This is a genomic window from Chryseolinea soli, from assembly GCF_003589925.1.
GTDB classification, from domain to species: Bacteria; Bacteroidota; Bacteroidia; order Cytophagales; family Cyclobacteriaceae; genus Chryseolinea; species Chryseolinea soli.
Genome location: NZ_CP032382.1, coordinates 2,571,299 through 2,597,113, shown reverse-complemented (window position 1 = coordinate 2,597,113; position 25,815 = coordinate 2,571,299). Strand labels below are relative to the sequence as shown.

24 protein-coding genes and 1 pseudogene are annotated in these 25,815 nt (G+C 50.2%); all 25 read right to left on the bottom strand.

All coding sequences use genetic code 11. From position 1 onward, the window contains the following. Positions 1-5: 5 nt before the first annotated feature. The 25 genes and pseudogenes from pheS to D4L85_RS11140 all read right to left on the bottom strand — a co-directional run bounded on the left by pheS (position 6) and on the right by D4L85_RS11140 (position 25,799). Positions 6-1,040: a phenylalanine--tRNA ligase subunit alpha gene (pheS, locus tag D4L85_RS11260; RefSeq protein WP_119754399.1), complete on the bottom strand. Its 1,035-nt coding sequence runs from the start codon at positions 1,038-1,040 to the stop codon at positions 6-8. A 72-nt stretch (positions 1,041-1,112) separates the two neighbouring features. Beyond that, positions 1,113-2,162, bottom strand: a complete 1,050-nt coding sequence (locus D4L85_RS11255; protein WP_119754398.1) for a glycosyltransferase family 4 protein — start codon at positions 2,160-2,162, stop codon at positions 1,113-1,115. A gap of 85 nt (positions 2,163-2,247) precedes the next feature. Then, a complete protein-coding gene (locus D4L85_RS11250) occupies positions 2,248-3,054 on the bottom strand; it encodes a glycosyltransferase family 2 protein (protein ID WP_119754397.1) in 807 nt (268 codons plus the stop codon). A 279-nt stretch (positions 3,055-3,333) separates the two neighbouring features. Then, positions 3,334-4,119, bottom strand: coding sequence for a WecB/TagA/CpsF family glycosyltransferase (locus D4L85_RS11245; RefSeq protein ID WP_160143667.1), 786 nt, complete (start codon positions 4,117-4,119; stop codon positions 3,334-3,336). Continuing rightward, positions 4,116-5,405, bottom strand: a complete 1,290-nt coding sequence (locus tag D4L85_RS11240) for an O-antigen ligase family protein (RefSeq protein WP_119754395.1) — start codon at positions 5,403-5,405, stop codon at positions 4,116-4,118. Before D4L85_RS11240 ends, D4L85_RS11245 begins: the two co-directional genes overlap by 4 nt. Further along, positions 5,381-6,514, bottom strand: coding sequence for a glycosyltransferase family 4 protein (locus D4L85_RS11235; protein WP_119754394.1), 1,134 nt, complete (start codon positions 6,512-6,514; stop codon positions 5,381-5,383). Before D4L85_RS11235 ends, D4L85_RS11240 begins: the two co-directional genes overlap by 25 nt. A 15-nt stretch (positions 6,515-6,529) precedes the next feature. Next, on the bottom strand, positions 6,530-7,318 hold the full coding sequence (locus tag D4L85_RS11230) for an FkbM family methyltransferase (protein WP_119754393.1): 789 nt from the start codon (positions 7,316-7,318) through the stop codon (positions 6,530-6,532). Positions 7,319-7,342: 24 nt separating this feature from the next. Beyond that, positions 7,343-8,617, bottom strand: a complete 1,275-nt coding sequence (locus D4L85_RS11225; protein WP_119754392.1) for an O-antigen ligase family protein — start codon at positions 8,615-8,617, stop codon at positions 7,343-7,345. 4 nt (positions 8,618-8,621) lie between these two features. Beyond that, positions 8,622-9,947: a capsular polysaccharide export protein, LipB/KpsS family gene (locus tag D4L85_RS11220; RefSeq protein WP_119754391.1), complete on the bottom strand. Its 1,326-nt coding sequence runs from the start codon at positions 9,945-9,947 to the stop codon at positions 8,622-8,624. Next, entirely contained in the window at positions 9,934-11,220 is a 1,287-nt protein-coding gene (locus D4L85_RS11215; RefSeq protein ID WP_160143666.1) for an MATE family efflux transporter, read from the bottom strand. Before D4L85_RS11215 ends, D4L85_RS11220 begins: the two co-directional genes overlap by 14 nt. Before the next feature lie 32 nt (positions 11,221-11,252). Continuing rightward, positions 11,253-12,251 (bottom strand): phytanoyl-CoA dioxygenase family protein, encoded by a 999-nt coding sequence (locus D4L85_RS11210; RefSeq protein WP_119754389.1) that lies wholly within the window; start codon positions 12,249-12,251, stop codon positions 11,253-11,255. Between the two features lie 410 nt (positions 12,252-12,661). Continuing rightward, positions 12,662-12,817, bottom strand: a pseudogene (locus D4L85_RS35105) (DapH/DapD/GlmU-related protein); the annotation flags it as partial. Between the two features lie 475 nt (positions 12,818-13,292). Beyond that, positions 13,293-14,339, bottom strand: coding sequence for a pseudaminic acid synthase (gene pseI / locus D4L85_RS11200; RefSeq protein ID WP_119754387.1), 1,047 nt, complete (start codon positions 14,337-14,339; stop codon positions 13,293-13,295). Beyond that, entirely contained in the window at positions 14,336-15,775 is a 1,440-nt protein-coding gene (pseG, locus tag D4L85_RS11195; RefSeq protein ID WP_160143665.1) for a UDP-2,4-diacetamido-2,4,6-trideoxy-beta-L-altropyranose hydrolase, read from the bottom strand. Before pseG ends, pseI begins: the two co-directional genes overlap by 4 nt. A 9-nt stretch (positions 15,776-15,784) precedes the next feature. Further along, a complete protein-coding gene (locus D4L85_RS11190; RefSeq protein ID WP_119754385.1) occupies positions 15,785-17,074 on the bottom strand; it encodes an aminotransferase class III-fold pyridoxal phosphate-dependent enzyme in 1,290 nt (429 codons plus the stop codon). A gap of 6 nt (positions 17,075-17,080) precedes the next feature. Next, on the bottom strand, positions 17,081-17,839 hold the full coding sequence (locus D4L85_RS11185; protein WP_119754384.1) for a cytidylyltransferase domain-containing protein: 759 nt from the start codon (positions 17,837-17,839) through the stop codon (positions 17,081-17,083). Between the two features lie 51 nt (positions 17,840-17,890). Next, positions 17,891-18,559, bottom strand: coding sequence for a class I SAM-dependent methyltransferase (locus D4L85_RS11180; RefSeq protein WP_119754383.1), 669 nt, complete (start codon positions 18,557-18,559; stop codon positions 17,891-17,893). Between the two features lie 2 nt (positions 18,560-18,561). Beyond that, positions 18,562-19,713, bottom strand: coding sequence for a UDP-4-amino-4,6-dideoxy-N-acetyl-beta-L-altrosamine transaminase (gene pseC, locus D4L85_RS11175; RefSeq protein ID WP_228450856.1), 1,152 nt, complete (start codon positions 19,711-19,713; stop codon positions 18,562-18,564). Positions 19,714-19,744: 31 nt separating this feature from the next. Continuing rightward, entirely contained in the window at positions 19,745-20,623 is an 879-nt protein-coding gene (locus D4L85_RS11170; protein WP_119754381.1) for an aldo/keto reductase, read from the bottom strand. Further along, entirely contained in the window at positions 20,620-21,630 is a 1,011-nt protein-coding gene (gene pseB, locus D4L85_RS11165) for a UDP-N-acetylglucosamine 4,6-dehydratase (inverting) (RefSeq protein WP_119754380.1), read from the bottom strand. The genes D4L85_RS11170 and pseB overlap by 4 nt, the downstream gene beginning before the upstream one ends. Before the next feature lie 162 nt (positions 21,631-21,792). Further along, complete coding sequence (locus D4L85_RS11160) at positions 21,793-22,215, bottom strand: GtrA family protein (protein ID WP_119754379.1); 423 nt, start codon at positions 22,213-22,215, stop codon at positions 21,793-21,795. Between the two features lie 45 nt (positions 22,216-22,260). Continuing rightward, the gene (rfbD, locus tag D4L85_RS11155) at positions 22,261-23,127 is read right to left on the bottom strand and encodes a dTDP-4-dehydrorhamnose reductase (RefSeq protein WP_119754378.1); all 867 of its coding nucleotides are present in this window, start codon (positions 23,125-23,127) and stop codon (positions 22,261-22,263) included. 38 nt (positions 23,128-23,165) lie between these two features. Then, positions 23,166-24,077, bottom strand: coding sequence for a Gfo/Idh/MocA family protein (locus D4L85_RS11150; protein WP_119754377.1), 912 nt, complete (start codon positions 24,075-24,077; stop codon positions 23,166-23,168). Further along, complete coding sequence (locus tag D4L85_RS11145) at positions 24,074-24,658, bottom strand: acyltransferase (RefSeq protein ID WP_119754376.1); 585 nt, start codon at positions 24,656-24,658, stop codon at positions 24,074-24,076. The genes D4L85_RS11150 and D4L85_RS11145 overlap by 4 nt, the downstream gene beginning before the upstream one ends. Position 24,659: 1 nt before the next feature. Beyond that, positions 24,660-25,799, bottom strand: a complete 1,140-nt coding sequence (locus tag D4L85_RS11140) for a DegT/DnrJ/EryC1/StrS family aminotransferase (RefSeq protein ID WP_335621962.1) — start codon at positions 25,797-25,799, stop codon at positions 24,660-24,662. Positions 25,800-25,815 lie beyond the last annotated feature (16 nt).

Sequence of the window (25,815 nt, the reverse complement as noted above, 5' to 3'; positions counted from 1 at the left end):
TCTTTTTATACCACCGGTTGAAACTGTCGCAAGAAACGAACATCGTTTTCGGAGAACAACCGCAGGTCGTTGATCTGGTAGCGAAGCATGGTCACCCGCTCGATGCCCATACCAAAAGCAAAGCCGGTGTATTCTTCAGGGTCGATATTGCAATTGCGCAACACGTTGGGATGGACCATGCCGGAGCCGGCGATCTCTACCCAACCCGTGTGCTTGCAGACGTTACAGCCCACGCCCTTGCAGATGAGACACGAGATGTCGATCTCGGCGCTGGGTTCGGTGAACGGGAAGTACGACGGCCGGAAACGGATCTTCGAGTCCTTGCCATACATTTCCTTGGCAAAGTGATAGAGCGTTTGCTTGAGATCGGCAAAGCCCACATTCTTGTCCACATACAAGCCTTCCACCTGGTGAAAGAAGCAGTGTGCCCGCGCCGAGATCGCCTCGTTGCGGTATACTCTTCCCGGCATGATGGCCCGGATGGGAGGCTTCTGGTTTTCCATCATGCGGATCTGCACGTTGGAGGTGTGGGTGCGCAACAAAATATCCTGCTGGCTGCCGGCACTTTTCTTTTCGATAAAGAACGTGTCCTGCATTTCGCGGGCCGGGTGGTTCTCGGGGAAGTTGAGTGCCGAGAAGTTGTGAAAGTCGTCTTCAATTTCCGGGCCGTCGGCCACGTTGAAACCCAGGCGCTCGAAAATCTCGATGATGCGGTAGCGGGTGAGCGACAGGGGATGGAGGTTGCCCAGTTGGTTTGGGATGGGCGGCAACGAAAGATCGATCTCGGCGCTCGACACCGGAGCCGACTCCAATTGTTCGGTCAATTCCTGCAAGCGGGCCTCGGCGGTCTGCTTCAGTTGATTGAGCACTTTGCCCAGCGTCTTCTTTTGATCGACCGGCACCTGCTTCAGTTCCTCGAACAGCTCGCTCACAGCACCTTTCTTGCTCACATAGCGCAACCGGAAAGCCTCCAGCGCGGCTTTGTCGCCGGCGGCGTAGGCATTCACTTCATTGAGCAGGGTTTGAATTCTTTCTTCCATGAAACACTCTATAAAGCTCCAAAAATACGGTTTTACGCGGGCATTTGTCAATCGTCCCCGCCACGGTCCGACCTAATCCGACAGTTTGTTGATGATGAGCCGGTCCAGGGTGACGCTCAACAAAAACGACAAAACCACCAACCCCGACAGCACATACATATCGGACAGGTGATTGAAGGCGATGGCCAACGAAATGTACAACAGCTGAACACCCCCCAGGATGAGTGTGGTCTGGCTGTGGGTCATGCCCAACCGCATGATGGCATGATGGATGTGGCTCTTGTCGGGCTTGAAAGGCGATTGCCCTTTGGAGAGCCGCAGGATCACAATGCGGAGCGTATCGACCAGGGGAATGATGATGAAACACGCCGCCGACCCCACGGAGCCGTTGAACTTGTAGGGCGCCATGGCCGGCAAGGCATAGTTGACATCGATGAAATGGATGACCAGGATGGCCAGCATCATGCCGATCACCAGGGCCCCCGTGTCGCCCATGAACACCTCCGAAGGCTCCCAATTAAAAATGAGGAACGCGAAGATGGCGCCCAGCATGGCAAACGAAAGGATCGAAAAGATGTCTTCGCCCACCAAAAAGAACCACACACCAAAGGAAAGCAGCGCCACAATGGCAATGGTGCCCGCCAACCCATCGAGCCCGTCGATGAGGTTGAACGAATTGGTGATGACGATGATGGTGAAATACGTGACCGCGTAGCTGACCAGCGTCGGCAGCTCATTGACCCCAAACAGGCCATAGAAGGTGCGGATGCGAAGATCGAACAAGAAGATCACCAGCGATGCCGCCATGATCTGGCCCATGAGCTTGATGAGCGGCCGCAGGGGAACTAAATCGTCGCGCACGCCGATAAAAAAGATGACGAACAGGGCTACGAGGATGAACTTGATATTGCCCCAGCCCTGGATGTCGATCCAAATCAGCGAGGAGATAAAAAAGCCGATAAAGATGGCGATGCCCCCCATAGACGGGGTGACCTTTTTATGGATTTTGCGACGCCCGGGGACGTCTACGAGGTTCTTCCGCAGGGAGTATTTGATAATCACCGGAACGATGAGAAAGGAGATAACAAACGATGTAATCGCAGCGGCAAGCTCTACAGCCATAGGAAATTCAAAAGTGGGTAAAAATAGTGAATTTGGAAGGAATTGAAAGAATTCGGCTAGAATCCGAGTCAATTCTAGCGGGTTTCTAGAGGTGGCGGTTCACTTCCCTCCGCTCGACATCAAAAAACCAGCCCCATTTATTGAAATAGCGAATGGCCGATTTTATGTGAGCAAACAGGAGCCCGTTGAAACGGTAGGATTCGCGGGCATGCCCATGACGGATCTGGACCTCGGGATAATACACCGTTTTGAAATGTTGGTGGACTCTCCGCGAGAGGTCGACATCCTCCATGTACATAAAGAAGCGTTCGTCGAAAAGGCCGACTTTTTTTAGCGCCTCCACGCGAAAAAACATAAAGCATCCCGACAGATAGGGCGCCTCAAAGGGACGGCTGTAGTCTTTGTCGCGCATCTCATAGCGCATCAGTCGTTTCTGGAAGATCGCTTGCAGAAATTTTGATCCAAACCTTCGCACCAAAAGATCGAGCGGTGCGGGAAGTCGCTTGCAGAGAAATTTTGGCTCGCCCTGAAAATCGGAAACACGGGGCAAGAGCAGGCCAATGTCGGGGTTGTGTTCCATGTATTCATACAACTTTTCCAACGCCCCTGGCTCGAATGTGACATCGGGATTGAGGATCAGGTGATACTTTGCTTCCCCGAGGATTCGCTTCATGCCGATATTGTGGGCGGCTCCAAATCCAACGTTGGCGTTATTAAAAAAGTAGTGGCACCGTTGATCGGTGATCAGGTCTTTTGCCGTCGGCTTCTCTGAATTGTCGATGAGGATGAGATGACCGGAAAGTGTTGTGGATAGAAAACTGGTGAGCGTGTTCACCAACGTTCCGGGATCATTGTTATAGATGACGAGCGACGCTGTTAACGAAAATTTCATAACACCACCGGGTTATTGCCTCGTTCCGCAGCGCCGCCACTGCGTCGATGCTGTCGATCGATCCGGCGAAGAGAAAATTTTTTCATGAGAAATATTCGTCCAGTTTTTTGAGAAATACGAAACGATCAAAGGAACGAAAGTGGGGAGATGATGAATGGCGAAATCGCGGGGGCAAGTTCTACAGCCACAGTGGCTAAAGTAGTAAATTTGTAAACGCCATCCTTGAATCTTTATCAGAAAGTCGGCGTGCTCAAGAAACCGGAAGTATGAACGGCGAGTTTATTCCAGGGGCAGCGGTGTATTGTTCCGGTTTTTTCCCATCACTTCTTTGACGAGCACCTTTCCAAATCGCAAGAAACTGATGCTGACCCGGCTGAACAACCGGATCGGGTCGAGCATAAACCGGAAGAGCCACTCCATGTGGATCATGCGGATAAATTTTGGTGCCACGGGTTTGTTTCCGGAGATGAAATCAAAAGCGCCACCGCAGGAAAATATACACCGGACGTCCAAGGCATCCACATTTTCTTTTATCCAGCGCTCCTGGATCGGCATGCCGAATCCGACCAGCAGAACATCGGGCTTGCAGCTATTGATAAAGTCTATGGTCTTGATGTTCTCCGGCGAGTTTTTTGTCTTGCTGAAATAGCCGTGAGAGATTCCCACCACACGAATATCCTTCGCATGCCGCTCCAATTCCGTTTTTGCGGCGGCAATGGTTTTTTTGTCGGCGCCCAGTAAGAAGAGCGTCATCTTTTCGCGCTCCAAAAACTTGGCAAAGCTCCAGATCCAGATGTTATAGGGGATCTTTTCCGGCACGGGCTGCCCGGTCAGTTTGGCTGCCAACTGAATTCCGGAGCCATCGCACATCACATAGTTCTTCGGCTCATTAAAAAAATCGACAAGCCATTTTTCTTTTGTGTTGGCAAGCTCCAATAGGCGAGCATTGGCGTGAAGAAAAATCCGCCGATCCTGATCCCGGACAACCTCTCTGACGGTTTCATGCAATGTTGAAACCGTGAACAAATTGACGGGAATATTGGCTACCTGGATTTTATCAATCATAGTTGTGACAATGGGTCTCCTTTTTTTGCCAAAATGCAAATATGGCCGAAATAAATTGAAGTTATGAAACTGTGTAGTAAAATCCCCTTTTGCACCGTAAAGATGCATTCGGTCAGTGCTACCACAAGATAAACGCTGAAAATGGCAGCAAACGCATAATCTCCTCTACGCACGGCCACATAAAAAGGGGCCGCCAAACACAAAAACACGATGATCAGTCCCGGCAGGCCAATTTTGACCCAGGTGTCCAGATATTGATTGTGTGCATTGTAGTCCAACAGTTCGGTCATGTTGCTGGCCCTGTAGCATTCGTTGAGCGGAGTAGTTGAATCGGCCGTACCCCAGCCCCAAATGGGTTTTTGTCTAATGGCATACGAGGCGCATTTCCAGTGCATAAATCGGTACTCCGATTGTCCCGTTCCGTTCAACGTATTCTTGGCCGTCTCATAAGCCATGGCAAAGCGCCAATAGATCACATGCGTATTGAAAGCAATGGTGAACAAGGCCACGTTCACGAAGACGTATAACAAAATCGCTTTCAAATTTTTCTTGCGCTTCAGGTAGAGCAGCAAGGCCACGTTGCTATACGCGAAAAGGATCACGATGCAGATCTTCGATCCCAAAAGGATGATAAAAAACGACAAGAACACCACCAGCAATACCCTTACTATTTTTTGCCAAAGCACGGTGATGCCCGGCAGTAAGATCAAGATGATGATCGCGCTCAGCACAACGATGGAAAAGTAGGTCGGGTGAAGACCAATGAAATCGGAGAGGTGTTCGTACGAATATTCCCAATCGAAAAAGCGTTTGAAATCGACGTGGTTCTCCCGGAAGAAGATCACATTTTGCGCCAGGCAATAGAGTGCCGCCACGATGGTGTTCAGAACAAAAATCATGGCCGCACGGGGCACGATTCTTTTTTCATTGAACTCGCTTGTCCCCAACAGCGCAGACATCAGAAAAAATGGGATCGAACGGTCGATGAACGAAACGCCGTATTTCATATCGGTGCTGTACAACACGCCGATGCTGATCAAAATGAAGTAAAGCGGATGCAGCATCAATTCCTTCCGCGACTTCAGCTTTGCCCACTTATCTTTCAAGGGATTGGACAGCAACGCAAAGAACAACATCACCAGGGCAACGGCATTGGAGAGCCGGATCGTATACAAATAGGTGATCACGAACGCGTAGATACTGTATTCCAGTAAATAGCCGTTGTATACCCTCCATGTGGGTTTGTTGTTTGCTTCCATCTTCAAGGCGTTCTCCTGTGGGGCCATAGCAACTTGTTCACGGTATCTTTAAATACGTTCAGTTGTTCCTGCGGCGAAAATATTTTGAGTTGAGCCGGAATGGCCTTCGTCAGCGCATCCCGATTCAGGATCACCTGCTGCATGGCATCGGCGATCGACTCCGGGTCAAGCGGATCGCATAACACGCCGGTCTTTCCAACCACTTCGGGCAACGAAGAATTGTTTGACACCACGGCCGGTTTGTTATACATCATGCCCTCCAACACCGGCAACCCAAAACCTTCGTAGTGGCTGAGGTAGACAATCGCGGTGCAGTTGGTGAGCAGTTCCCGTTTCTTTTCTTCATCCAGGTATCCGGAGAAAATAAAAGATCCAACCATGTTCTGCGACCGCACCATGTTGTCGAGGTCCGCCTGGGTATAGACCCAGCCGACGCGCCCCGCCCAATAAAATTGGATGGGCTGTTTATATTTCTCCAAGAACCGGGCGAATCCACGAATCGTATTTTCCACATTCTTGCCGGGCTCCAGGGTGGAAATGCAAAGAAAAAAATGTTCATCCTTTGCATTCGACAACAACGGGGTCGTGGGAATGAAATTGTAGACGATCGTCACTTTGTCCGGATCGATCCGCGCGATGTTGACAATATCTTTTTTTGAATTCGCCGACACGGTGATCACCCGGTGCGCCGCTTTGGCTGCGTACTTGCTCACGACTTTCACCAAGATCCCTCTCAGGCGGCTATATTTTTGCGGATAAAAGAAAGGGATCAAGTCGTGTATCGTCACGGCCAATTTTGTCGTGGGCGCCGTGATCCGCGCCAGAAATGGAATGCCTAAGGTCGGATTAAAATAAAGATCGTAGCGGAGCAAGCTGAACGGCATGACCACTTGTTGATACAGGAACCGGGCGAGTACATGTTTGAGGCCTATCTTTTTTATCCGGATATTTTTCGACGGCTTAATGCCCAATACCCGTTCGACGTCTACGACATAGCTGGAATAAAAAACTATTTCATAGGGTTGATCCGGTTCCTTCAACCACAGGTCGAACAAATTTCTGGCAAACACACCCACTCCGGCGATCTCGGAGGTTGCCAGGTTTAACAAGTCTACTAATATTCGCTTTTTCTTCATCAACCGCCGGGATTGTCAACTGAACAGGTGTGATAATTCAATATCCGGCTTTTGGGGATCGTTGGGGTAGTCGAGGTTTGAAACGGGCAGGGGTGCCGTATCGGCTACGCGTTGTTTCAGATAGGCGTTGTTCAAAAACGTGAGCTCGATCACCGACGGCACTTTTTTGCCTCTCGATTCAAAAAGATAGCCGTAGTTGTTGGCGTGAAAATGCACAACCGAAAAACGGTCCGACAGGCGCTGCACGATTTTTTCCACGCGGCCGAGTTCGCTCTCCAGGTCGTGAAGTTCCATGGCGATCTGCACGACATTGTCCAACGATTTCAGAAATTTTTCATCTTCAAACATTTCGTATTCGCCACCTTCAATATCGATTTTCAGCAGGACCTTTTTTCCTTCGTCGCCGAATTCGGCCAGGTGATTGGTGAAGGAATTGTATTTCCCGTTTTTACTTTTTGACAGACCTTCGTTATAAAACTTCAGGCCATATCCGCGCAGCGGCAAGCTGAGCAAAATGGATTTAAAGTATACCACCTTCGCGACATAGCGGCCCAGCCAGTACAACCCCCGTTTCGATTGGGTGGGAATATTACCCATATCAAACAGAGTGGGATCGAAAAGTCTGATGGTTTTATGTGTACGGCTATACAATGCTTTCTCAAATGAAAGTTCCCAGCCCACGCCATAGGAATACGTCACTTCCACACTCGACAGTGAATCGCTCTCCAACACATATCCCCCATCCCAGTTCCTTCCTACCCGTTCTTTTGCAACTTTAAAAGGTCTTAGAAATTCGAAAGCCATATCACTAATTTTTTTTAAAAGTACTTATGCATTCTCTGCCACCGGTGGAGCGGCCACTGCGGTATTGACGCGGATAATGGCCGTTAAAAATATCAGAAATGTAAACATAATAAGTTGATCTATATAGTTTTCCGTCATCATGATCAACAACACGGTAACGAGGTAAAATCTCAGGTAGTATAATTTGGGATGATTGCGTTCGACGTTTCGGATCGCGCGGAACAACAGATATAAACCGCCCAACATAAGAATTAACCCCAAGACACCGAAGTCGACCAATACGGCCAGGTAGTCGTTGTGCGTACCGGGTGCATCAAATTTTCTCCAGAGACTGTTGGGATATGCGGGGTGTAAAATAAATCGCTGAGTGCCGACGCCCAGTCCAAAAATCCATTTCACAAAACTATTCTCTAAAAGCGACACGTAAGCCGCCCAAGCATCAAAACGCCACTTTAAAGACGACCCCTCCGATAGTTTGAAATTTTGCAAATTCATGACCACGGAGAGCCGGTTGGCGATGGACTCCCATTTCAACACGATTCCCCCTACTACAGCCCCCACGACAAACGGCACCATGCGGTAAAACACTTTGAGCCGCATCCAATGTTGCTTGCGACCCACCAGGAACAAAAAAAGAAAAGCTGCGGCAACGGTAGCGATACTGCCCGTGTAAAAAAGTAGCAGGTATTGCACGCCGAGCAAGATCCAGAACATGGTCGTGCGGCGGCCTTCGTAATAGTAAAAAGTCAATACGATAAAAAGATGCAGAAAGCCGGCCAGCGTCGTGGGACTCCCAAAGGGGCCTTGAATGCGATGCACACCCTGGATATCGGCATAGCTTGATGTGGCGATTTGAACCGCAGAGATCAGAACGAATACGGCCAGGGCCGGCTTGAACACAAAATCAAAAACATCCTGCAGATCGCGCGGTGTGACCACAAAGTTGAACGCGAACGCCACCAGCACGATCTCGATCAAAAAACGCAACAGCACCACGAAGATGCCGCTGATCGGCATGCCGATCGTCATGAACGTGTTGATCGCAATGGCCGTGGACGCCAGAAAAAAACAAAGGGCCAAAACAATCACCTGGCTTAACAATCGCGGACTGATGAGCTTCCTCTTCACGCAGAGGACGACCATACAGTACAGCAAAAGCAGTGTGGACGCCAGCCGGTTAAAATCAGCCTCGCCAAAATCTGCCCAGCCCATCAGGCTTAGTGCGCGCGGTAGTTCCGTCAGCAACCTGATGTTTAGCAGTACCGAGAACAGGAGCAATATGGACCGGTTTCCACGCATTCGCTCAGCGATTTTTCAGATGGGTGTATTCGAACAAATTGTTGATCAAAAGTTTGAAGTCATCGGCGCTTCCGTAGATGGAGCCCGCGATGGTGTCGCGATAAAGGTTCTGAACAAACTTCACCGGATCGTTGGTCGTTTTCCGGGTGAGGATCCGGTCGAAGGTTTCGCTCAGATCATTCACCGTAACAAAATTCCCATACGTAGTATAAGGCCAAAGCCCCACCACGCAGGTGGCTTTCCCCATGATGTAACTCTCGAGCCCCACCGTGGACGACGCCATGACGACACCCTGACTATGCTTCACCACATCGAAGCTGTTGATGGTGGGCTTTAGCGGCACTACGTTTTTGATCTTTCGCAATCGCCGGTAGCTGCGTATCGACAAATGCCCGTCGACGCCGGGGTGTGTTTTGACGTATAGTTTATATCCCTTGGGCAGAACCTTCGCCAACTTTTCCATCGCCGCCACCTGGTCGACAAAACCGGGATTCCGGATGAACAACTCGGATTCAGCATCCACATTGAAAGGATAGTAAAAATATTTTTCAGTGGTATCCAGAGGCTTGAACACACCCGTGAGTTTGGTATAGCCGGCCTTGATCACATAGTCGATGGACAAGCTTTTCTTTCGCGCAATGTAGGCCCGCAGAATATTCCAGTTGCCATCCTTGACCAGCGTGTACATTTTTTTCAGGAGTGGCGTTCCTTTGAATCTCCTCCGCTGTGTGCTGTAGTGAACGACGGGTTTCCGGCTTATCTTATCGTTAATGACTTCGGTTGCCTTTTCGGCAGAAAGTTCAGGGTGAAAGGTCGGCTTCAATACCGTTCTAAACTCGTCGGAATACAAGTTCATGGTACCCGGTATAAACGTTTCGCCAAGAAAAATAACACTGACCGATCGCAGGTCTGCAATAAGTGCCGCGGTCCGTCTCACCACCTCCCCGCCTTGCACCGGGTGTAGAATGGCGTTGATCTTTATTTCTGCAAAGATCCTTTCAAATGCGAACGCATACTGGTATGCATAGGCGATCAGGTGCGCATCGCTTTGAAAATAATAGGACTTCTCCGTGGCCACATAGTCCTTCAAATCGTTTACGCCGCGGGCTTTGAAATAGGCTTCTATTTCTTCCAGCGGAGGCACGCTGGGCGGGAAATAGTGTTTCAGATAAATAGCATGCGCCCCCTGTGCCATCAGCATCTCATATTCATTGGGGTTGGGGGTGATCACGGTACCGCGCTTTCCAACCTCCCCGATGGTCAGCACCCAATCAACAGAGAGTATATCCTGGTGATAGGAACTAATGAGGGCTATATCAAACTGCTCCATATTTCTCGTTTGTGTTTTTCATACTTCTTAGTTTGTACAAGCGCGCCACCAACATCAACGCCATCGACAGGATCGTGGCGATGGCTGCGCCGTTTACGCCGATCGCAGGAACCAAAAGCAGGTTGATGACAATATTCATCACGGCTGCTGCCAGTGCGCTGTACAATAAATATTTGTCTTCATGCCGGGCGTACAACACCGTTTGGATCACCACCTGGATGGCGAACAACATCACCTGCACCAACATCAGGTAGAACAAGTCGATGTTATCCAGCAGTTGCTGACGGCCAATGAATTTCAACAAAAACTGGATCAAAATAAAAGACGCTCCGCTCGTGACGACGGCCAGCCCCAGACACTGCACCATGAACTTTCGTGCGACGCGCTTTCGCTCCTTTTCGGGCGTGGGGAATTTATAGATGTTGATGATCCGGGGATAATACTGGGAAACCAGCACGCTGGTGATCAACGTGATGGGTACGTTGGCAATACCATAGTAGAAGCTATAGATGCCCACATCCGTTTTGGTTAAGAAGAAATCGATGAGGTAGCGATCAGAAAAATCCATCGTCAACTGGGAGATGGAGATGATGAAGAAGGGGAACGCCACGACCGCGCCCTGTTTGATCCAACCGAAGTCCATTCGGACGCCGCGAAAATTCAGCACATTCAATCGCGCCAGCTTCAACGCGCCGATACCAAAGGCGACGATGGTGCCGGCCAGCCAGGCACTCAGGATGAGATGGACACTGATGTCCTGGTTAAAAAAATAGGGCAGCAACAACAGGGGATACACCCACAGGCCGCTTTTTATAAAATGAATGAAGTTGGCAAACTGCGACCGCTCCAGGGCCACACAAATCCGAAAACATTCCTGCGACAATTGGTCGAACACGGTGATGAGCACGAAATAGGGAAGCAGCGCAAGCGGCACAAAATCGAACGCAACCAGCACGGGACTCAGCACAAACAAAACGGAATATCCCGCCATGTGAAAGATCACCTGGTTGAAAACATGACTGGAGATTACCGTTGTTGTTTCACCCACGATATGACGAAGTGAATAGGCATAAAACTCGAAACCGACCACGTAAACAGACCACGCCACGGTTACGGCGATGATGTTATACAAACCCAGGTCTTCCAGCGACATGTTTTTGCTGATGTAGACGATCAGCAAAAATTTCGCAAAGATCCCGGCCGACCGGCAAGCAAAATTAAACAGCGTTCCTTTAATTCTCTGAAATGAAATATCGCCCAAAGATTTCGACAAGTTGAACATGTTTGCTTTGGCCGATTTAGAACTTATTTTAACAAGTACCTTTGAAAAACAAAGGGATATGCCGTTGATGCTTTTTTAAATTCGGGTGACGGGTTGGCGATTTCGAAACTCTCGGTGTTGATGCCGAACAAACTGTTGGCAAACTCAAATTGAAGGAGCAAGCGATCTGCGCGGCTCAGGTTTTTCCCCTTGTGAAATCCGCTGGTGTCCACGGCCAGGATAGCGCCTCGCTTTCCGGTGATCTCCACAAGTTTATCGGCCGGATAAGCTTTGCTGATCTCCTCGTCCTGGATGCGTCCGTCGCGGCGAACCGCTTCGGGGAAACCGTTATTGGAGCCCTTCACATAGCAGTGCGGGCCGGTGTTGGTATCTACGTCGGTGAGGTAAAAGAAAAATTTCAGGAATTTGATCCGCTCCATGTCCCAGTGATAGAGCTGCGCCACTTCGGAAGAGGCTTGTGAACTCACGGCTGTGGACCACCACATCGAGATGAGATCCAACACGGGCTTGGACTTCAGGAAGGCCTGGGATACGGCAAGGATGCTGGGATCGGCAATGAGTTTCTGAATAACCGCATCCTGCACCAGATCCTTTTCAAAATATTGATATTTGATGGTCTGCGGTTCGTCGCGTTTGAAGAAATCCTCGGCGTTGCCCTGTGCGGGTTTGGGAATCAGTTTGGCTTTTGTGCGAAACGACAATTCCGTTAGATACGCGATCGTGGCGTCGTCCAAAAAGGTTGGGAAAACATAGTAGCCATCTTGTTGGATGCGCTGGCTGATCGAGGCCAGATCGCCTTGCGAAAGGTTTCCGAGCACGCCATTTGCCGACGTGATCGGGTACACGGGATTTTGTTTGGCAATACGATCGCTCAGCCGTTTATTGAATTGTGTATTGGAGGTATAGAATAATTTTCGCAGGCTTAGGTAGGAGTACCACGGGGTTTTATCAAAGAGTTTGTACCAATAGTAGCCTACCCAAAAAGCCAGGCTCGCAGCGGCTATTTTGACGCTTTCCATCATATCGTTTGAGCTAATTTTATAGTATTTATACCGAAAACTTCCTTCCTCTCGTAGGGAACCACAAAAGTAACAAAAGAAAAGAGATTAACCTTCCGGGAAGCAAACGCCGGATCCGCCGGGCGCACGTGCCATTCAAAGGTCTTTTCCCGGATCGCGTGCACTCCCATATCAAACCCATCGATCAAGATCCGAACCTCTATCGGTTGTTGGGAAATTGAAAAGCCGTTGATCCGGATGCTCTCCAAACCAACGGCCGGTATGGCGACGGTACACTCCTCGTCCAACGCCCATATTCCCATTCGCCCCGACGGGTTCGCGTCGTCCACGGCCATGTGCTTAAATCCGCGATAGAAATAAGGGCGATCCTCTTCCCTTCCTGCGTCAAGGTTTGCCGGCGGGTTGAACACCAACCGGTCTTTAATTTTTTTTGCCGGATTCCCACCCACTACTTCATAGGGTGCCACGTCTTTTAAAACGACAGCGTTCGCGCCAATCACTGCCCCGCGTCCAATCGTGATGCCTTGCTTGATGAAAACGCCGAAGCCGATCCACACATCTTCTTCAATGTGCACCGGCTTGGAATGTTGTTGACGCCCTTCCGCGGTTGATAAAATTCTTTCATCCTGTTGCCGGATGAGCAGGTGTGGATAACGGGTGGCATAGTGCACACCCGACGAAATAAAAATGTTGGCTGACAATAAACAATACCGCTCGATGGTGACATCGCCGATTATTTTGCAATGCGTATTCAGCGTGGTGAAATCTTTGAGTACGATCGCATTATCCAGCCCGACCGTGAGATCGGAAAAATTTCCAACGCGCACGCCTTTTCCCAACGCTATCCGCTGGCGACGATCTCCGCCCGGTTCAAAAAAAATGCTGACCGATCTCCCCAACCACGAAGTGCTCGTATACTCCAGTTTTTTGAAGGCATTGACGTAGCCACCCTTCAGCATAAACCTGACGTAAAACAAAAATTTCTTCATGTCGTACGGGGTCTATGCAGGTTCGTGTATGGAGTGTTGCCGGTCACCGCTCCCATTAAAGAATGTCGTTAAAATGCAGGGGCGAACCTTTCTTCATACTTTTCTTCGCGGGCAATCCGATGAGGCTCTCGTAAAACCGCGGCTCCAGTCCATCGCCGGGACGAATCACTTTCAGATTCGATGTGGTGAACCGCTCGCCTTCTTTAATGTCTTCTGCTACATAAATGGATCGCTTGAATTTTTTACTGTCGCGCTCGACGTCCAGCACATTGAAATTGGCATGACCCAATGCCTGGTAGGCGCGCTCGCTTTCAACCACCAGGGCGTTCAATTCTTCCGGCTCCAACGAGAACGTGCTATCCACACCACCGTCCGCACGACGCAGGGTAAAATGTTTTTCAATGACGCGTGCCCCGAGAGCAACGGAGGCCACGGAGGCACCCACGCCCATTGTGTGATCGGAAAGACCGATCAGACAGTCGGAGAAAATTTCCTGCATCACGGGGATGGTCATCAGGTTGGTGTTTTGAGGGGTTGCCGGGTAAGTGCTGGTACACTTCAGCAGCACCAGCTCGCGGCATCCGTTCTTTTTCAACACTTCGACGGACTCAAAAATATCCGCCAGCGAGCTCACCCCGGTCGACATAATGACCGGCTTGCCCGTCTTGGCTACTTTTTTCAGGAGGGGGTGGTCGGTATTTTCAAAGGAGGCGATCTTATACAAAGGCACATCCAGCGTTTCCAGAAAATCGACGGCCGTGGCATCGAAGGGTGAGCTGAAGGCCACCATGCCCTTCTTGCGTGCGCGATCAAAAATTTCTTTATGCCACTCCCAGGGGGTGTGGGCCACCGAATAGAGATCGTGCAATTCCTTTCCATTCCATAGCGACTTCTCGTCGCTAATGGTATAGGCGCCCTTGATGGTCATCGTGTCGGCAGTATACGTTTGCAGCTTGATGGCGTCCGCACCGGCCGCCGCCGCCGCATCCACAATGGCCAACGCGCGGTCGATGGACTGGTTGTGATTTCCCGACATCTCGGCAATGATGAAGGGCTTGTGATGAGAGCCGATCACTTTACCGGCAACTTTTATTTCTTTCATGATGCGTTTAATTCAAATTTATATGATTCAGGATAGTCGTTTGTTTCCCGCTGGGCAAACCCCAGGTTTTGAAACACTTTTGTCGACCCTATATTGTTCATCTTTACATAGCCCACAATATTTTTAGTCCCCCGATGTGTTTTTTGAAAGGCATCCAGGGCTAATTGCAATACGGGCTGTCCCCATCCTCTGCCCCGGTACCGCGCATCGATCGAATAGCTGATGATGGTGGCTTCGAGCTTGACATCGAACCGGACTTGTGCTACGGGGAGATGCTTATACTCCACGATATACAGTTCCGTCGCAGGGTCGGCCAACTTCCCGGTGAACCACTTCGTGTGGTTTTCCAAAGATACAGCTTGTGTACTAAAGGATTGCCGGCGCAACTCGGGATCGTTTGCCCATTCAAAGACTTTTAGCAAATCATCGCCTGTAGCTTTTCGCAGCGCGGCGTTGAGCCCGAAGTCGAGGCGATTAAACACCTTTAAAATCCTGGATCCCGAATGGCCATCGAACACCCGCGATTGCTGTTGATCGGCTGCCTTCACACGGGCTTCATCCGCCCTGAATTCCCCGACAGGAAAGGCCAAACCGGCATCGATCAGGTACCGGTACAACAGGGTTTGATTGGTTGCTGTCTGCTTTATGTATAGCTCTCCGCCAACGCTTGCGTATTCATAGGCCACCCCGCTGGCAGAACAAATGGCCACGGCACATTCCTTCATGATGGCTGCCATCGCCCGCGGGTCCAGGTTATTCAATACTTCAATCTTTTGCTGAAACGCGTTTACGCTTTCATAAAGTTCCTTCTTGTGCACGTAGGCCTCCCCGATGATGACATACACGGTATCGAACCCCTGGCCGACATTCTCCTTGAGCGTGGCCAGTGTATGGTTATCGGGATCGGCACCTCCCATACAAATCAGCAACGACGGCTTTCCGGTTCTGGCGCCGCGTTTTCGGGCGGCTTCCAGGTAGGGAGGTTTTAGCAAGGCATAGGTGGGACCACAGAGAAATTTTGTGTAGGCCTCCCCGGAGTACCGGAAAAGATCTACTCCACCCGCCGGGTTGATCACGACATCGGCTACAAAATGATAGGACTGAAGGTCGTCGATGCAGACGAGCACATGCCCTTTGTTTTTCAGCCGTTGCTGATATTCGGTTTTGAAAGCATAGCCATCCAGCACGATCACATCCTCCGGCCTGAAAAGGTCAAGGAGGTATTTCAACTCCTCCTCTTGCGAAAGATCGCCAAGGTCAATAATGCTCGCACAACTTTTTAAGATCAACTCACGAAGGCCGGGCAAGGGCGTGTGGATCACGAAATGACATTCAAAGTCGTCGCGTAGCATTTCCGCCAATGCCAACGAACGGTGAATGTGGCCCAAGCCCATTTTCGCATTACCATCGGCACGTAAGTAGACCCGTGTTTTCACGCCTGTTTTTTATCGCACTTTGAACAATGGCTTTAAGGGCTCGCAGTGGAGCATGCTGCGAAGATTATTTTTTTCGATGGCCTCCTGCACTTTCTTGAAGTAGCCGCGATAGGTCTGCGCCAGTTTTTGCACGTGCTCGGGTTCATGGGCATAGCTGATGTTGTGCGTACCGATGGTGAAGATCCCGTTTTGGAACATCTCCTGCAGCAACAAGGTTTTGAACTCCCACGAATTGTATTGGGGAGTGTCTTTGATCATAAAGAATGACCACACCGGGTATCCGGCCACACTGAAGATCGATTGAAGACCGGCGTCGTTGATCGCTGCGTTCACTTCCTGGATCACTTTCTCTCCGGTGTTAAAAAGTTTTGCAATGACCGGTTCACGCTGGAGTTTGTTCATGGTGGCATAGGCCGCCGCCAGCGATAAGGTTTCGCCACCAAAGGTGAACGAGAAGAAGATCTCTTCCATCAGTTTCATGATGTCTGCCCGGCCGGCGACGGCGGAAACGGGATAGCCGTTGGCAAGTCCTTTTCCAAACGTGGCCAGGTCGGGGATCACGTTAAAAAATTCCTGGGCACCGCCATTAGCATAGCGAAACCCGGTGATGGTTTCGTCGAAGACCAACAGCGCACCGTGCTTATGGGTAAGTTCTTTTACTTTTTCGAGGAAGTTATTTTCGGGGGCCGCTACGTTCACGGGCTCCAGGATCACGGCGGCCACTTTGCCTTTTAGCTCGTTCAATTTTGTTTCGAGCGATGCAATATCGTTGTAGAAGAATTTGTGCGTGAGGTTCTTTACGTCCTTCGGCACGCCCTGGTCGCGTGTGGTGGAACCGATGTACCAATCCTGCCAGCCGTGATAGCCACACACCAGCACGTGATCGCGTTGCGTATAGGCGCGGGCCAGACGAATGGCGCCGGCGGTGGCATCGGACCCGTTTTTTCCAAAGCGCACCATCTCTGCACAAGGAACGATCTCGACAATTTTCTCCGCCACCTTGAATTCAAGTTCGTGCGACAGTGAGTAGATGATACCCTTTTGCAATTGTTCGGCCACAGCGTTTGTGACATCGGGATCGTTGTACCCCAACGTTACCGAGCAGAGGCTGTTCACAAAGTCGATATACTGGTTTCCATCGACGTCGTAGAGATAGGCACCCTTTGCGGTTTCGGCAAAGAAAGGCGACACGCCGATGGGAAGTTGTGTTTTGCTTTTGCTAAACGTTTGCGACCCCAGGGGCACGGTCTTCAACGCACGTTCCAGGTATTCTTCGGATTTTTTATAGCGGGTGCTCATGATTGGTTATTTATCTTTTTTCAATGTCTTGCTGTAGCCTTCGTTGCGGCCAATGGCTTCGTTGAGTGACTTCACGTCTTTGTGCTGCTCCAGGTAGCGCGCATAGTCCAGCCAGCTGCCGTCTGCGCCAAGCCCGGTAATCAGGGCGTTGATCACATCAAAGTCCTTTTGCTCATCGACCGTCATTCTCAGGTGTCCGAACGAATAGCCTTCTTCAAAATTGTCGGATGCAAAGAGGTGACCTCCTTTGTAGCTGGAGTTTTTCCAGATATAGGGTGTCACGTGTTCCCGCTCCGAGAGCAAGTTGGCCTCTTTCCATGCCTTTTCGATGGCCTGATATTTAAATACCTCGATGTCCTGGCCGTCGGGATACGTGGGGTTCAACGTATTGGAACCGTAGTCGAGGTTCCGGTCGATGACAAATTGAATTACTTTGTCGATCAGTTGGCCATCGATCAACGGACAATCCGAAGTCAGTCGCACCACGTAGTCGGCAGACTTTCCTTGCAGCGCCTGATAAAATCGATCCAACACATCCTGCACCGATCCGCGATAGGCCGGCACACCTAATTTACCGGCAATTCCCAGGGTCTTTTCATCCTCAGCATCCACGGTAGTTGCCACCAGCAACTCATTTATTTTTTGTGACTTTTGGATTCTCCGGACATGCAGTTCCAACAACGTTTGATTTTGTATCTGCATCAGAATTTTTCCCGGAAGACGGGTCGATCCCATGCGTGCTTGTGTAATGGCGACAATTTTCATTTTTGCTATCCTGTTTCACTTCAAAAGACAACTCCATGCCAGCAGGTTTCTCTACCGGTACCCGGCAGCAAGATCCTTCTTCAAAGTTGTCATCGCATACTTATTGTAAAAATCATTCGATGCGTCATAGTCTTTGCTCGTGTGATCCATGCTCCGTTTATCGATCACGTGATAGAGCCTCGATGACGTGAACATCTCATCATAGTTTTGCTTGTAGGCAAAGGCCTCAATTTCCTGGATGTGCTGATAGGGGTTGCGCACCGGCTTTTCGGAAAAGAAGTCGACGATGACCAAAAGTCCGCCATCCATCAACAAGCGATCGGTTTCCTCCACCACTTTAAAAAGAATGTCGCGATCGACTACATATAAAACAAATCCAATGATGATCAGATCGAACGAAGCTGCCCGCAGCGACGACATGTCATCAGCTGTTCCGTGAATAAAATGAATGTGAGGATATTTGCTCCGCCCGAGGTCAATGGCTTGCTTCGAGGGGTCGATCCCGGTAACGTCGGGGCACTGTAACAGCGTGGAGATGGCATCGAGGCGATAGCCGGAGTTGCATCCTATTTCCAACACACGGTTGGGCTGCACGCTGTATTCTTGCAGCATTTTTAAGACAACGTCAGTCTCGCCCTTATACTTCGCATTTCTATTACGCGCGAAATAGTTGTCGGCTTCGTACTTCAAAAAAGCATCCTTCTGATTCCTGATTCTCATGACTATTGGGGGTTAGCCAATATAACGCTAATCACGTACTCTTGTTCTTCATCCGTAAGGGTTGGGTACATGGGCAAGCTCAGGCACTTGTCGTAGTACGCTTCTGCAACGGGCATGCTTCCTTTTTTATAGCCCAGCCCTTGGTAGTAAGGCATGGTGTGCACGGGAACATAGTGCACCTGGGCGTAGATTCCTTTCTCGCGAAGCTTGTCGTACAAGGCCTTCCGGTTGTTCACTTGAATGATGTACAAATGGTAAGCATGGCCAATGCCTTTCCCTGGAGCGGCAAGTGCAATACCTGCCTTGGCAAATGCCCGGTCATACCGTTCGGCAATCGCGCGGCGGCGTTTCATTCTTTCGTTGGCGTTTGCCAGTTGCGAGATGCCCAACGCGCTTTGAATGTCGGTGAGCCGGTAGTTGTAGCCGAGCTCTTTCATTTCATAGTACCAACCTCCATGATTTTCGTTCAGGTGGGCCGGATCGCGATGGATGCCGTGCGTGCGCAGCACCATGAGCTTGTCGTACAATTCTTTATTGTTCGTCGTGATCATCCCGCCTTCACCACAAGCAATGTGCTTCACGGGATGGAATGAGAACACGGTGAGGTCGGCGAACACGCCGTTGCCACACCATTGTTGTTGTCCTTTGCTGTCGGTGAAATAGGCACCGGGCGCGTGACAGGCGTCTTCGATGATCCAAAGTCCGTATTCGTCGGCCAGGGCCCGGAACTTTTCCATGTTCACCGGGTAGCCGGCAAAGTCAACCGGGATGATCCCCTGATACGTACCTTTTGGTGAGGCCTTGAGGAGGGCGGCAACTTTATCGACGTCGAGTACAACCGTTTCCGGGGAAATGTCTGCAAACACAACTTCGCCATCACAATACCGCACGCAGTTGGCCGTGGCCGCGAAGGTGATGGGGGTCGTGATCACTTTTGACTGGCTATTCACCTTGAGCGCCATCGTGCTCAGGTGCAGGGCCGCCGTACCGTTGGCTACGGCAACGGCATATTTGGCGCCGACATAGTCAGCAAATTTTTTTTCGAATTCCAATATGGTGGGACCCTGCGTAAGAAAATCAGAGGTCAGTGCTTTTATCACCGCATCGATGTCTTGTTGGGTAATGTCTTGTCGGCCGTATGGAATAACTTTCATGCTTATTTAGGGGTGGCGTTTCAAATACAATTTAGGGTTTCCAGGTGGAGGGATTCAACAAAGACAGGTCGGGCACAAAAATGGACTCCAACTCCTGCGCCAGGGCTTGTGAAAAATGGGGCGTAATGGCTTCGATGTTTTGCTCCAACTGCTCTTTTGTTTCTACACCAATAATCACATAATCAATCCAGGGTTGGTGCAAAGCGTAATTTAGACACGCTTGCCTTACCCCGAGGTTGTAATCCTTGAGAATTTTATGAAAGGTTTTTAGCGGTTCGTAAAGCCCCTTCAGGTTTCCGGTCAATTCATCGGGGTCTTTGAATAGCAATCCCTGCAGAAAGACCGAACGCACGTGAATTTCCTTGCCTTTCGCCTTGGCTTCCTTCACCAGGCGGATCGTTTCGGCAGTATTGGCCAGGGGATTCAGGGGAAGTTGAATGACCCCGATCTCCGCATCGTTCACCACGGCTTCCAATTCGTGTGTGCCATATAAAGAGACGCCAAGCTTGCGGACGTTGCCTGTCTTTTGCAAGCTCAGCAATTCATCGCGGTATTTACCCGAGCGGTAGTCTTCGAATCGATGGAACATGTAGGCATACAGCGAAGGGATGCCCAACGCTTCCAGCGTCGCTTCGACCTTACCGGACAAGGCTGTTCCATCTCCTATAAATTTACTGATGATGTCGAACGAACTGTGATGACCCGACTTCAGGAACGCGGCAATCACCTGCAGGGAGTCGCCATAGGCTTCGGCCGAATCCAGCATGTGGATGCGATAGTCCGAAGCTTTTCGCAAAATGTCGAAGGCTACATCCTGAGAAGGCTTTCCGGTTTGGTTATTAATACCGTAGGAAAGGCCTAATTGTACGGTCCCAATGGCTATCTTCTTCCTGAGATGATCGAGGCTCACACTTTAAAGTTTGGATCAACGTGCACATTGATCAATTCGCGCAGCTGCTCTTTGGTCAGCCATTCTTTGTTTGTACCGGAATTGTATTTGAATCCCACGGGCACGCGTTCCGCTTTCTTTTTAACAAAGTAATCGTCGTAGCTCCAGGAGGGTGACTGGGGAAGAATGACATAATAACGCCCGACATCGGCCGTGTAGAAGGAGTCCGATTCGGTGATCATTTCCTCGTGGACCTTTTCGCCTGGGCGAATTCCAATGACTTCTTTTTTACACTCCGGTCCGATGGCCTCGGCCAGTTCCATGATGGAATATGAAGGGATCTTCGGAACGAAAATCTCTCCACCCAGGGCATTTTCATAGGCAAACAAAACGAGCTCAACACCCTCTTCCAGGGAGATATTGAAACGCGTCATGTTTTCATCGGTAATGGGCAACATGCCGTCTTTTCTTTTTTCCATAAAAAAAGGAATGACCGAGCCGCGCGATCCCATGACATTGCCATAGCGCACGACCGAAAATTTCAACTTTCTCGGTCCCTTAAAATTGTTGGCGGCAACGAAGAGCTTATCGGAACAAAGCTTTGTGGCACCATATAAATTGATCGGCGCAGCAGCCTTGTCGGTAGAAAGGGCCACCACATCGCTAACGCCACAGTCCATGGCCGCATTGATCACATTTTCGGCACCGATGATATTCGTTTTAATACATTCCATGGGGTTGTATTCGGCTGCCGGCACTTGCTTCAGTGCCGCGGCATGCACGATGAAATCCACACCCTCACAAGCTCTTTTCATTCGCTCTGCATCGCGCACGTCGCCGATAAAATAGCGCATGGCGGGATATTTCGATTCAGGAAAAGTCTGGCTCATTTCGAACTGTTTCAACTCGTCGCGGGAATAAACGATGAGCTTCTTTACTTGTGGGTATTTTTTTAAAACCACCTCAACAAATTTTTTTCCGAATGAACCGGTTCCTCCGGTGATCAGAACACTTTTACCATTTAGCATTGAATGAACATTAAAAATTGAACGTGTAAACCATTCTATTGAACTACTGCATTAAAATCTCATTTCGATCAACCCTTCCTAAAAAACCTTCAGGCCATTCGTATCAGTGCGTCGTCCGTCAGGGTTGGCTTGCCGGATGACGATAAAAAAATCCCTTTGCCGTTATCGCTTCGAGAACAAGGCCCGCAACGACTCCAGACGATTAAAAACGAGATACTTCCGTGTAAAGAAATTCCATATGACAACAAAACCCGTGGCGATCACCTTAGAGATCCGGTAGTCGATGTGCCATTGATCGACACCGATCCACATCACCAATTGGCTGATCAGCAATCCGCAGGTAACAAAAAACATGAACAGAAAGAACTCAACCCGTTTTCGCTCGCCCGTGCGCTCGAACACCCATTTCCGGCTGAGCGTATAATTTAGAATGCAGGTGATCAGGAACGCAAATACATTTCCCATCAGGGGGGTCAGATCGAACCGCTCAACAAAGAAAATCAACAGAAGGAATTCCAGGCCGGCAGAGGTCACCCCAACGACGAGATAGCGCATAAAACTGCCTTGAAATAACCTTTTAACCATTCAAAATCTCTCTTTTGCACGCCAAAACCGCCGTTTTGACCCCGTTTAGCTTGATAGTTTCTCAATACATACCTTCAGGCTCTCCGACCAATGGGGTATTTGAAGCGCAAAAGTAGCCTTAATTTTAGATTTATCCAGCAGACTGAACTTGGGCCGGACGGCTGCCGTCTTGTATTGTGCTGTCGAAATCGGTTGAATCCGGCAATTCAGTTTGCTTTCCCTGACCAGGAAATAAGCAAAGTCGTACCAGGAGGTCACCCCTTCGTTCGTATAGTGATAGATCCCGGGCTCATCCACGCGCCCTTGGGCGACGGCCTCCACGATTTGCAAAATGGCCGAAGCCAAGTCAAAAGCATACGTTGGCGTACCGATCTGATCACAAACCACCCCCAGTGACTCCCGCTGACTGGCCAGATGCCGGATACTTTTCACAAAATTCTTTCCGAAAGTAGAATACACCCAGGCGGTCCGGATGATATAGGCGTTGCTCAAAATAGACAGCACATGGTTTTCGCCTTCCCGCTTCGACTTTCCATACACCGACACTGGACTGGGCACGGCCATCTCTGTGAGCGGCTGGTTGGCCTCGCCATCAAAAACGTAGTCGGTGGAAATGTAGATCATGCGGATCTTTTTTTCCACACAGACCTCCGCCAGCGTTTTTACGGCGTCGGCATTTATGGCGTAGGCCAGTCGTGACTCTTCTTCCGCTTTGTCGACCGCAGTATAGGCGGCGCAGTGGATCAGAAAATCAAATTGCTTGGCGGCAAAGTAACTGCGGATGGAATCGGCTTGCGTGAGGTCGACTTCTTCGACGTCGATGAAGGTGAAGTCGAAGGTCTTGTAAACAGCAGCAAGCAGCTTGAGCTCGCTTCCCAATTGACCATTGCTTCCGGTGACGAGTATTTTCACGTGAGAGGGGTTTTAAAAAATTTGTGATCCTATACGCCTTACGGTTTCGGCGAGCGTTCTTTATTGCGAATGTCGTACACCAATTCGATCGACGGTTTGGCTTCCTGCAAGCCGAACGTGTTGCCCTTCAATATCTCTGCATAACTTTTGGTGTGCAAGTCGGTAAAGCCATCGCTAAACTCGATCTCTTCGCCCTCCATACTCAACGTGCGGAAGGTTCTTTTTCCCTGGGCCTTAACCGCCTCGGGAATATCGTCGTAGTCGATGCTGAGAAACCAATTCACCCGCGCTTTTTCCAATTCGATATATCCCGATCCCTGGCTGGCCGTGAGACTGTATACATCATTCTTCTTGACCTCGCCAAAGATCCACATCAGCATGTCAAAAAAATGAATGCCGATGTTGGTCGCAATGCCCCCTGACTTCGACAGGTCGCCCTTCCAACTGCTTTGGTACCAGTGGCCGCGCGAGGTCATGTATTTCAAATCGACGTCGTAAACTTTGTCTTTAGGACCGTTCAGCACGCGCTCGCGCAAGGCGATGATGCTGGGGTGCAGGCGCAGTTGAAGAATGGTGAACACTTTTTTGCCCGTCTCCTTTTCAATTTCGGCCAACGCGTCCAGGTTCCAGGGGTTGAGCACGAGAGGCTTCTCACATATGGCGTTTGCACCATAACGAAGGGCAAAACGGATGTGCGAATCATGGAGATAGTTTGGTGAGCAAATGGTGATGTAGTCGACCTTCTCTCCTTTGCGTTTCAGCTTGTCGAGGTGACGGTCAAAGCGCTCGAACTCCGTAAAGAAATCGGCGTTTGGGAAATAGGAATCCAGTACACCGACATTGTCGTGTTTGTCGAGCGCCGCCACCAGGTTGCTGCCCGTATCTTTCAATGCCTTAAGGTGACGGGGCGCGATGAAACCCGCGGCACCGATCAATGCAAAATTTTTCATCCTTCTATTTTAGAAACCACACCATCCTGAAGCCGGTAGCGCTGCTTGCTTTCGGGGCAAGTGGCTATGCCTTCTTTGAAATTCAGCTTATGTCCGTACTCGCTCATCCAGCCGTTTTGCCGCGCGGGATTGCCGACGACCAGCGCATAGGCCGGCACGGTCTTGGTGACCACCGCTCCTGCACCGATAAAAGCAAATTCACCGATGTCGTGCCCGCAAACAATGGTCGCGTTTGCCCCTATGGTAGCACCTCGCTTCACCCGTGTTTTTGCATATTGATTTTTTCGATTGACAGCGCTGCGCGGGTTGGTCACGTTGGTGAACACCATGGAGGGACCCAAAAAAACATCGTCTTCACACGTCACACCGGTGTAGATAGAGACGTTGTTCTGCACCTTCACATTTTTTCCCAGCACCACTTCGGGAGAGATCACCACGTTCTGACCGATGTTGCAATTCTCCCCGATCTTGCAGTGGGGCATGATGTGCGAGAAGTGCCAGATCTTTGTTCCTTTTCCTATTTCGCAGCCTTCGTCTAGCACGGCCGTGGGATGGACATAAAATTCCTTTGCGTCGGTCATGTTAAAAATAGGCTTTTATGGTCGTGCTGATAAATTCCAATTGATCACCGGGCATCTCCGTATGGATGGGCAGTGAGATCACCGTCTTTGAAAGTCTTTCCGTCACCGGAAATGATCCAGGGCCGTATTCCGGTTGCCGGTACGCGTTCTGCAAGTGAAGCGGAACGGGATAGTAGATCATGGTCGGTATACCTTTCTCTTCCAGGTATTTCTTGAATTGATCGCGATCGCCCTTCAAAACCTGCACGGTGTACTGATGAAAAACGTGCGTTGAGTTTCCAACCCGCGCCGGTATTCTCAATGCCGGCACGCCCGAAAGCTTGGCGTCGTAGTAACGGGCCACGTCGTTGCGCAGCGATTCGTAGTCGCGAAGATATTTCAGCTTCACTTTCAACACGGCCGCTTGCAGCGTGTCCAGGCGGCTGTTTACGCCCACGAGTTCATGATGGTATTTTACTTTTTGACCGTGGTTGGCGATCATCCTGATCTTCTCGGCCAGCGCGGCATCGGACGTGAAAATTGCGCCGCCGTCGCCAAAACATCCCAGGTTTTTTGTAGGGAAGAACGACGTGGTACCGATGGTCCCCATGGTGCCGGCCTTTTTCGTGATGCCGTTTTTAAAGGTATAGACAGCACCCAACGCCTGGGCTGCATCTTCAATCACGGACAAGCCCTGTCTGGCAGCAAGCTCCAGCAGCGGTTGCATGTCGGCACACTGACCATACAGGTGAACCGGCACGATGGCGATGGTGCGCGATGTAATTTTTTGTTGCACTTGCGCAACATCGATATTGAACGTGTGCTCGTCCACGTCCACAAAGACGGGCTTCAATCCCATGAGCGCCAGCACTTCGGCGGTGGCCACATAGGTATGCACGGGCAGTATGACTTCGTCGCCGGGTTTTGCATTCAAAGCCATGAAGGCTATTTGAAGGGCATCGGTTCCGTTGGCGCAAGGAATAACGTTCACGTCGCCGAGAAAGTGAGCGAGCGATTCAGCAAACTCAGCAACTTCTTTTCCCTGGATAAAGGCGGTGGTGTTCAGCACATGCTGCATGGCAGCGTCAACCTCCGCTTTGATGCGCAAGTATTGCGTGTGCAGATCAACCATCTTTATTTGTTGCATGAGATCAGTCGTCACGTATCGAATTTGTTTT

What these genes read in the sequence shown, in the direction of transcription:
- pheS (WP_119754399.1), bottom strand. Translation starts at nt 1,040, where the DNA reads ATGGAAGAAAGAATTCAAACCCTGCTCAATGAAGTGAATGCCTACGCC.
- D4L85_RS11255 (WP_119754398.1), bottom strand. Translation starts at nt 2,162, where the DNA reads ATGGCTGTAGAGCTTGCCGCTGCGATTACATCGTTTGTTATCTCCTTT.
- D4L85_RS11250 (WP_119754397.1), bottom strand. Translation starts at nt 3,054, where the DNA reads ATGAAATTTTCGTTAACAGCGTCGCTCGTCATCTATAACAATGATCCC.
- D4L85_RS11245 (WP_160143667.1), bottom strand. Translation starts at nt 4,119, where the DNA reads ATGATTGATAAAATCCAGGTAGCCAATATTCCCGTCAATTTGTTCACG.
- D4L85_RS11240 (WP_119754395.1), bottom strand. Translation starts at nt 5,405, where the DNA reads ATGGCCCCACAGGAGAACGCCTTGAAGATGGAAGCAAACAACAAACCC.
- D4L85_RS11235 (WP_119754394.1), bottom strand. Translation starts at nt 6,514, where the DNA reads ATGAAGAAAAAGCGAATATTAGTAGACTTGTTAAACCTGGCAACCTCC.
- D4L85_RS11230 (WP_119754393.1), bottom strand. Translation starts at nt 7,318, where the DNA reads ATGGCTTTCGAATTTCTAAGACCTTTTAAAGTTGCAAAAGAACGGGTA.
- D4L85_RS11225 (WP_119754392.1), bottom strand. Translation starts at nt 8,617, where the DNA reads ATGCGTGGAAACCGGTCCATATTGCTCCTGTTCTCGGTACTGCTAAAC.
- D4L85_RS11220 (WP_119754391.1), bottom strand. Translation starts at nt 9,947, where the DNA reads ATGGAGCAGTTTGATATAGCCCTCATTAGTTCCTATCACCAGGATATA.
- D4L85_RS11210 (WP_119754389.1), bottom strand. Translation starts at nt 12,251, where the DNA reads ATGATGGAAAGCGTCAAAATAGCCGCTGCGAGCCTGGCTTTTTGGGTA.
- pseI (WP_119754387.1), bottom strand. Translation starts at nt 14,339, where the DNA reads ATGAAAGAAATAAAAGTTGCCGGTAAAGTGATCGGCTCTCATCACAAG.
- D4L85_RS11190 (WP_119754385.1), bottom strand. Translation starts at nt 17,074, where the DNA reads ATGAGCACCCGCTATAAAAAATCCGAAGAATACCTGGAACGTGCGTTG.
- D4L85_RS11185 (WP_119754384.1), bottom strand. Translation starts at nt 17,839, where the DNA reads ATGAAAATTGTCGCCATTACACAAGCACGCATGGGATCGACCCGTCTT.
- D4L85_RS11180 (WP_119754383.1), bottom strand. Translation starts at nt 18,559, where the DNA reads ATGAGAATCAGGAATCAGAAGGATGCTTTTTTGAAGTACGAAGCCGAC.
- pseC (WP_228450856.1), bottom strand. Translation starts at nt 19,713, where the DNA reads ATGAAAGTTATTCCATACGGCCGACAAGACATTACCCAACAAGACATC.
- pseB (WP_119754380.1), bottom strand. Translation starts at nt 21,630, where the DNA reads ATGCTAAATGGTAAAAGTGTTCTGATCACCGGAGGAACCGGTTCATTC.
- D4L85_RS11160 (WP_119754379.1), bottom strand. Translation starts at nt 22,215, where the DNA reads ATGGTTAAAAGGTTATTTCAAGGCAGTTTTATGCGCTATCTCGTCGTT.
- D4L85_RS11150 (WP_119754377.1), bottom strand. Translation starts at nt 24,077, where the DNA reads ATGAAAAATTTTGCATTGATCGGTGCCGCGGGTTTCATCGCGCCCCGT.
- D4L85_RS11145 (WP_119754376.1), bottom strand. Translation starts at nt 24,658, where the DNA reads ATGACCGACGCAAAGGAATTTTATGTCCATCCCACGGCCGTGCTAGAC.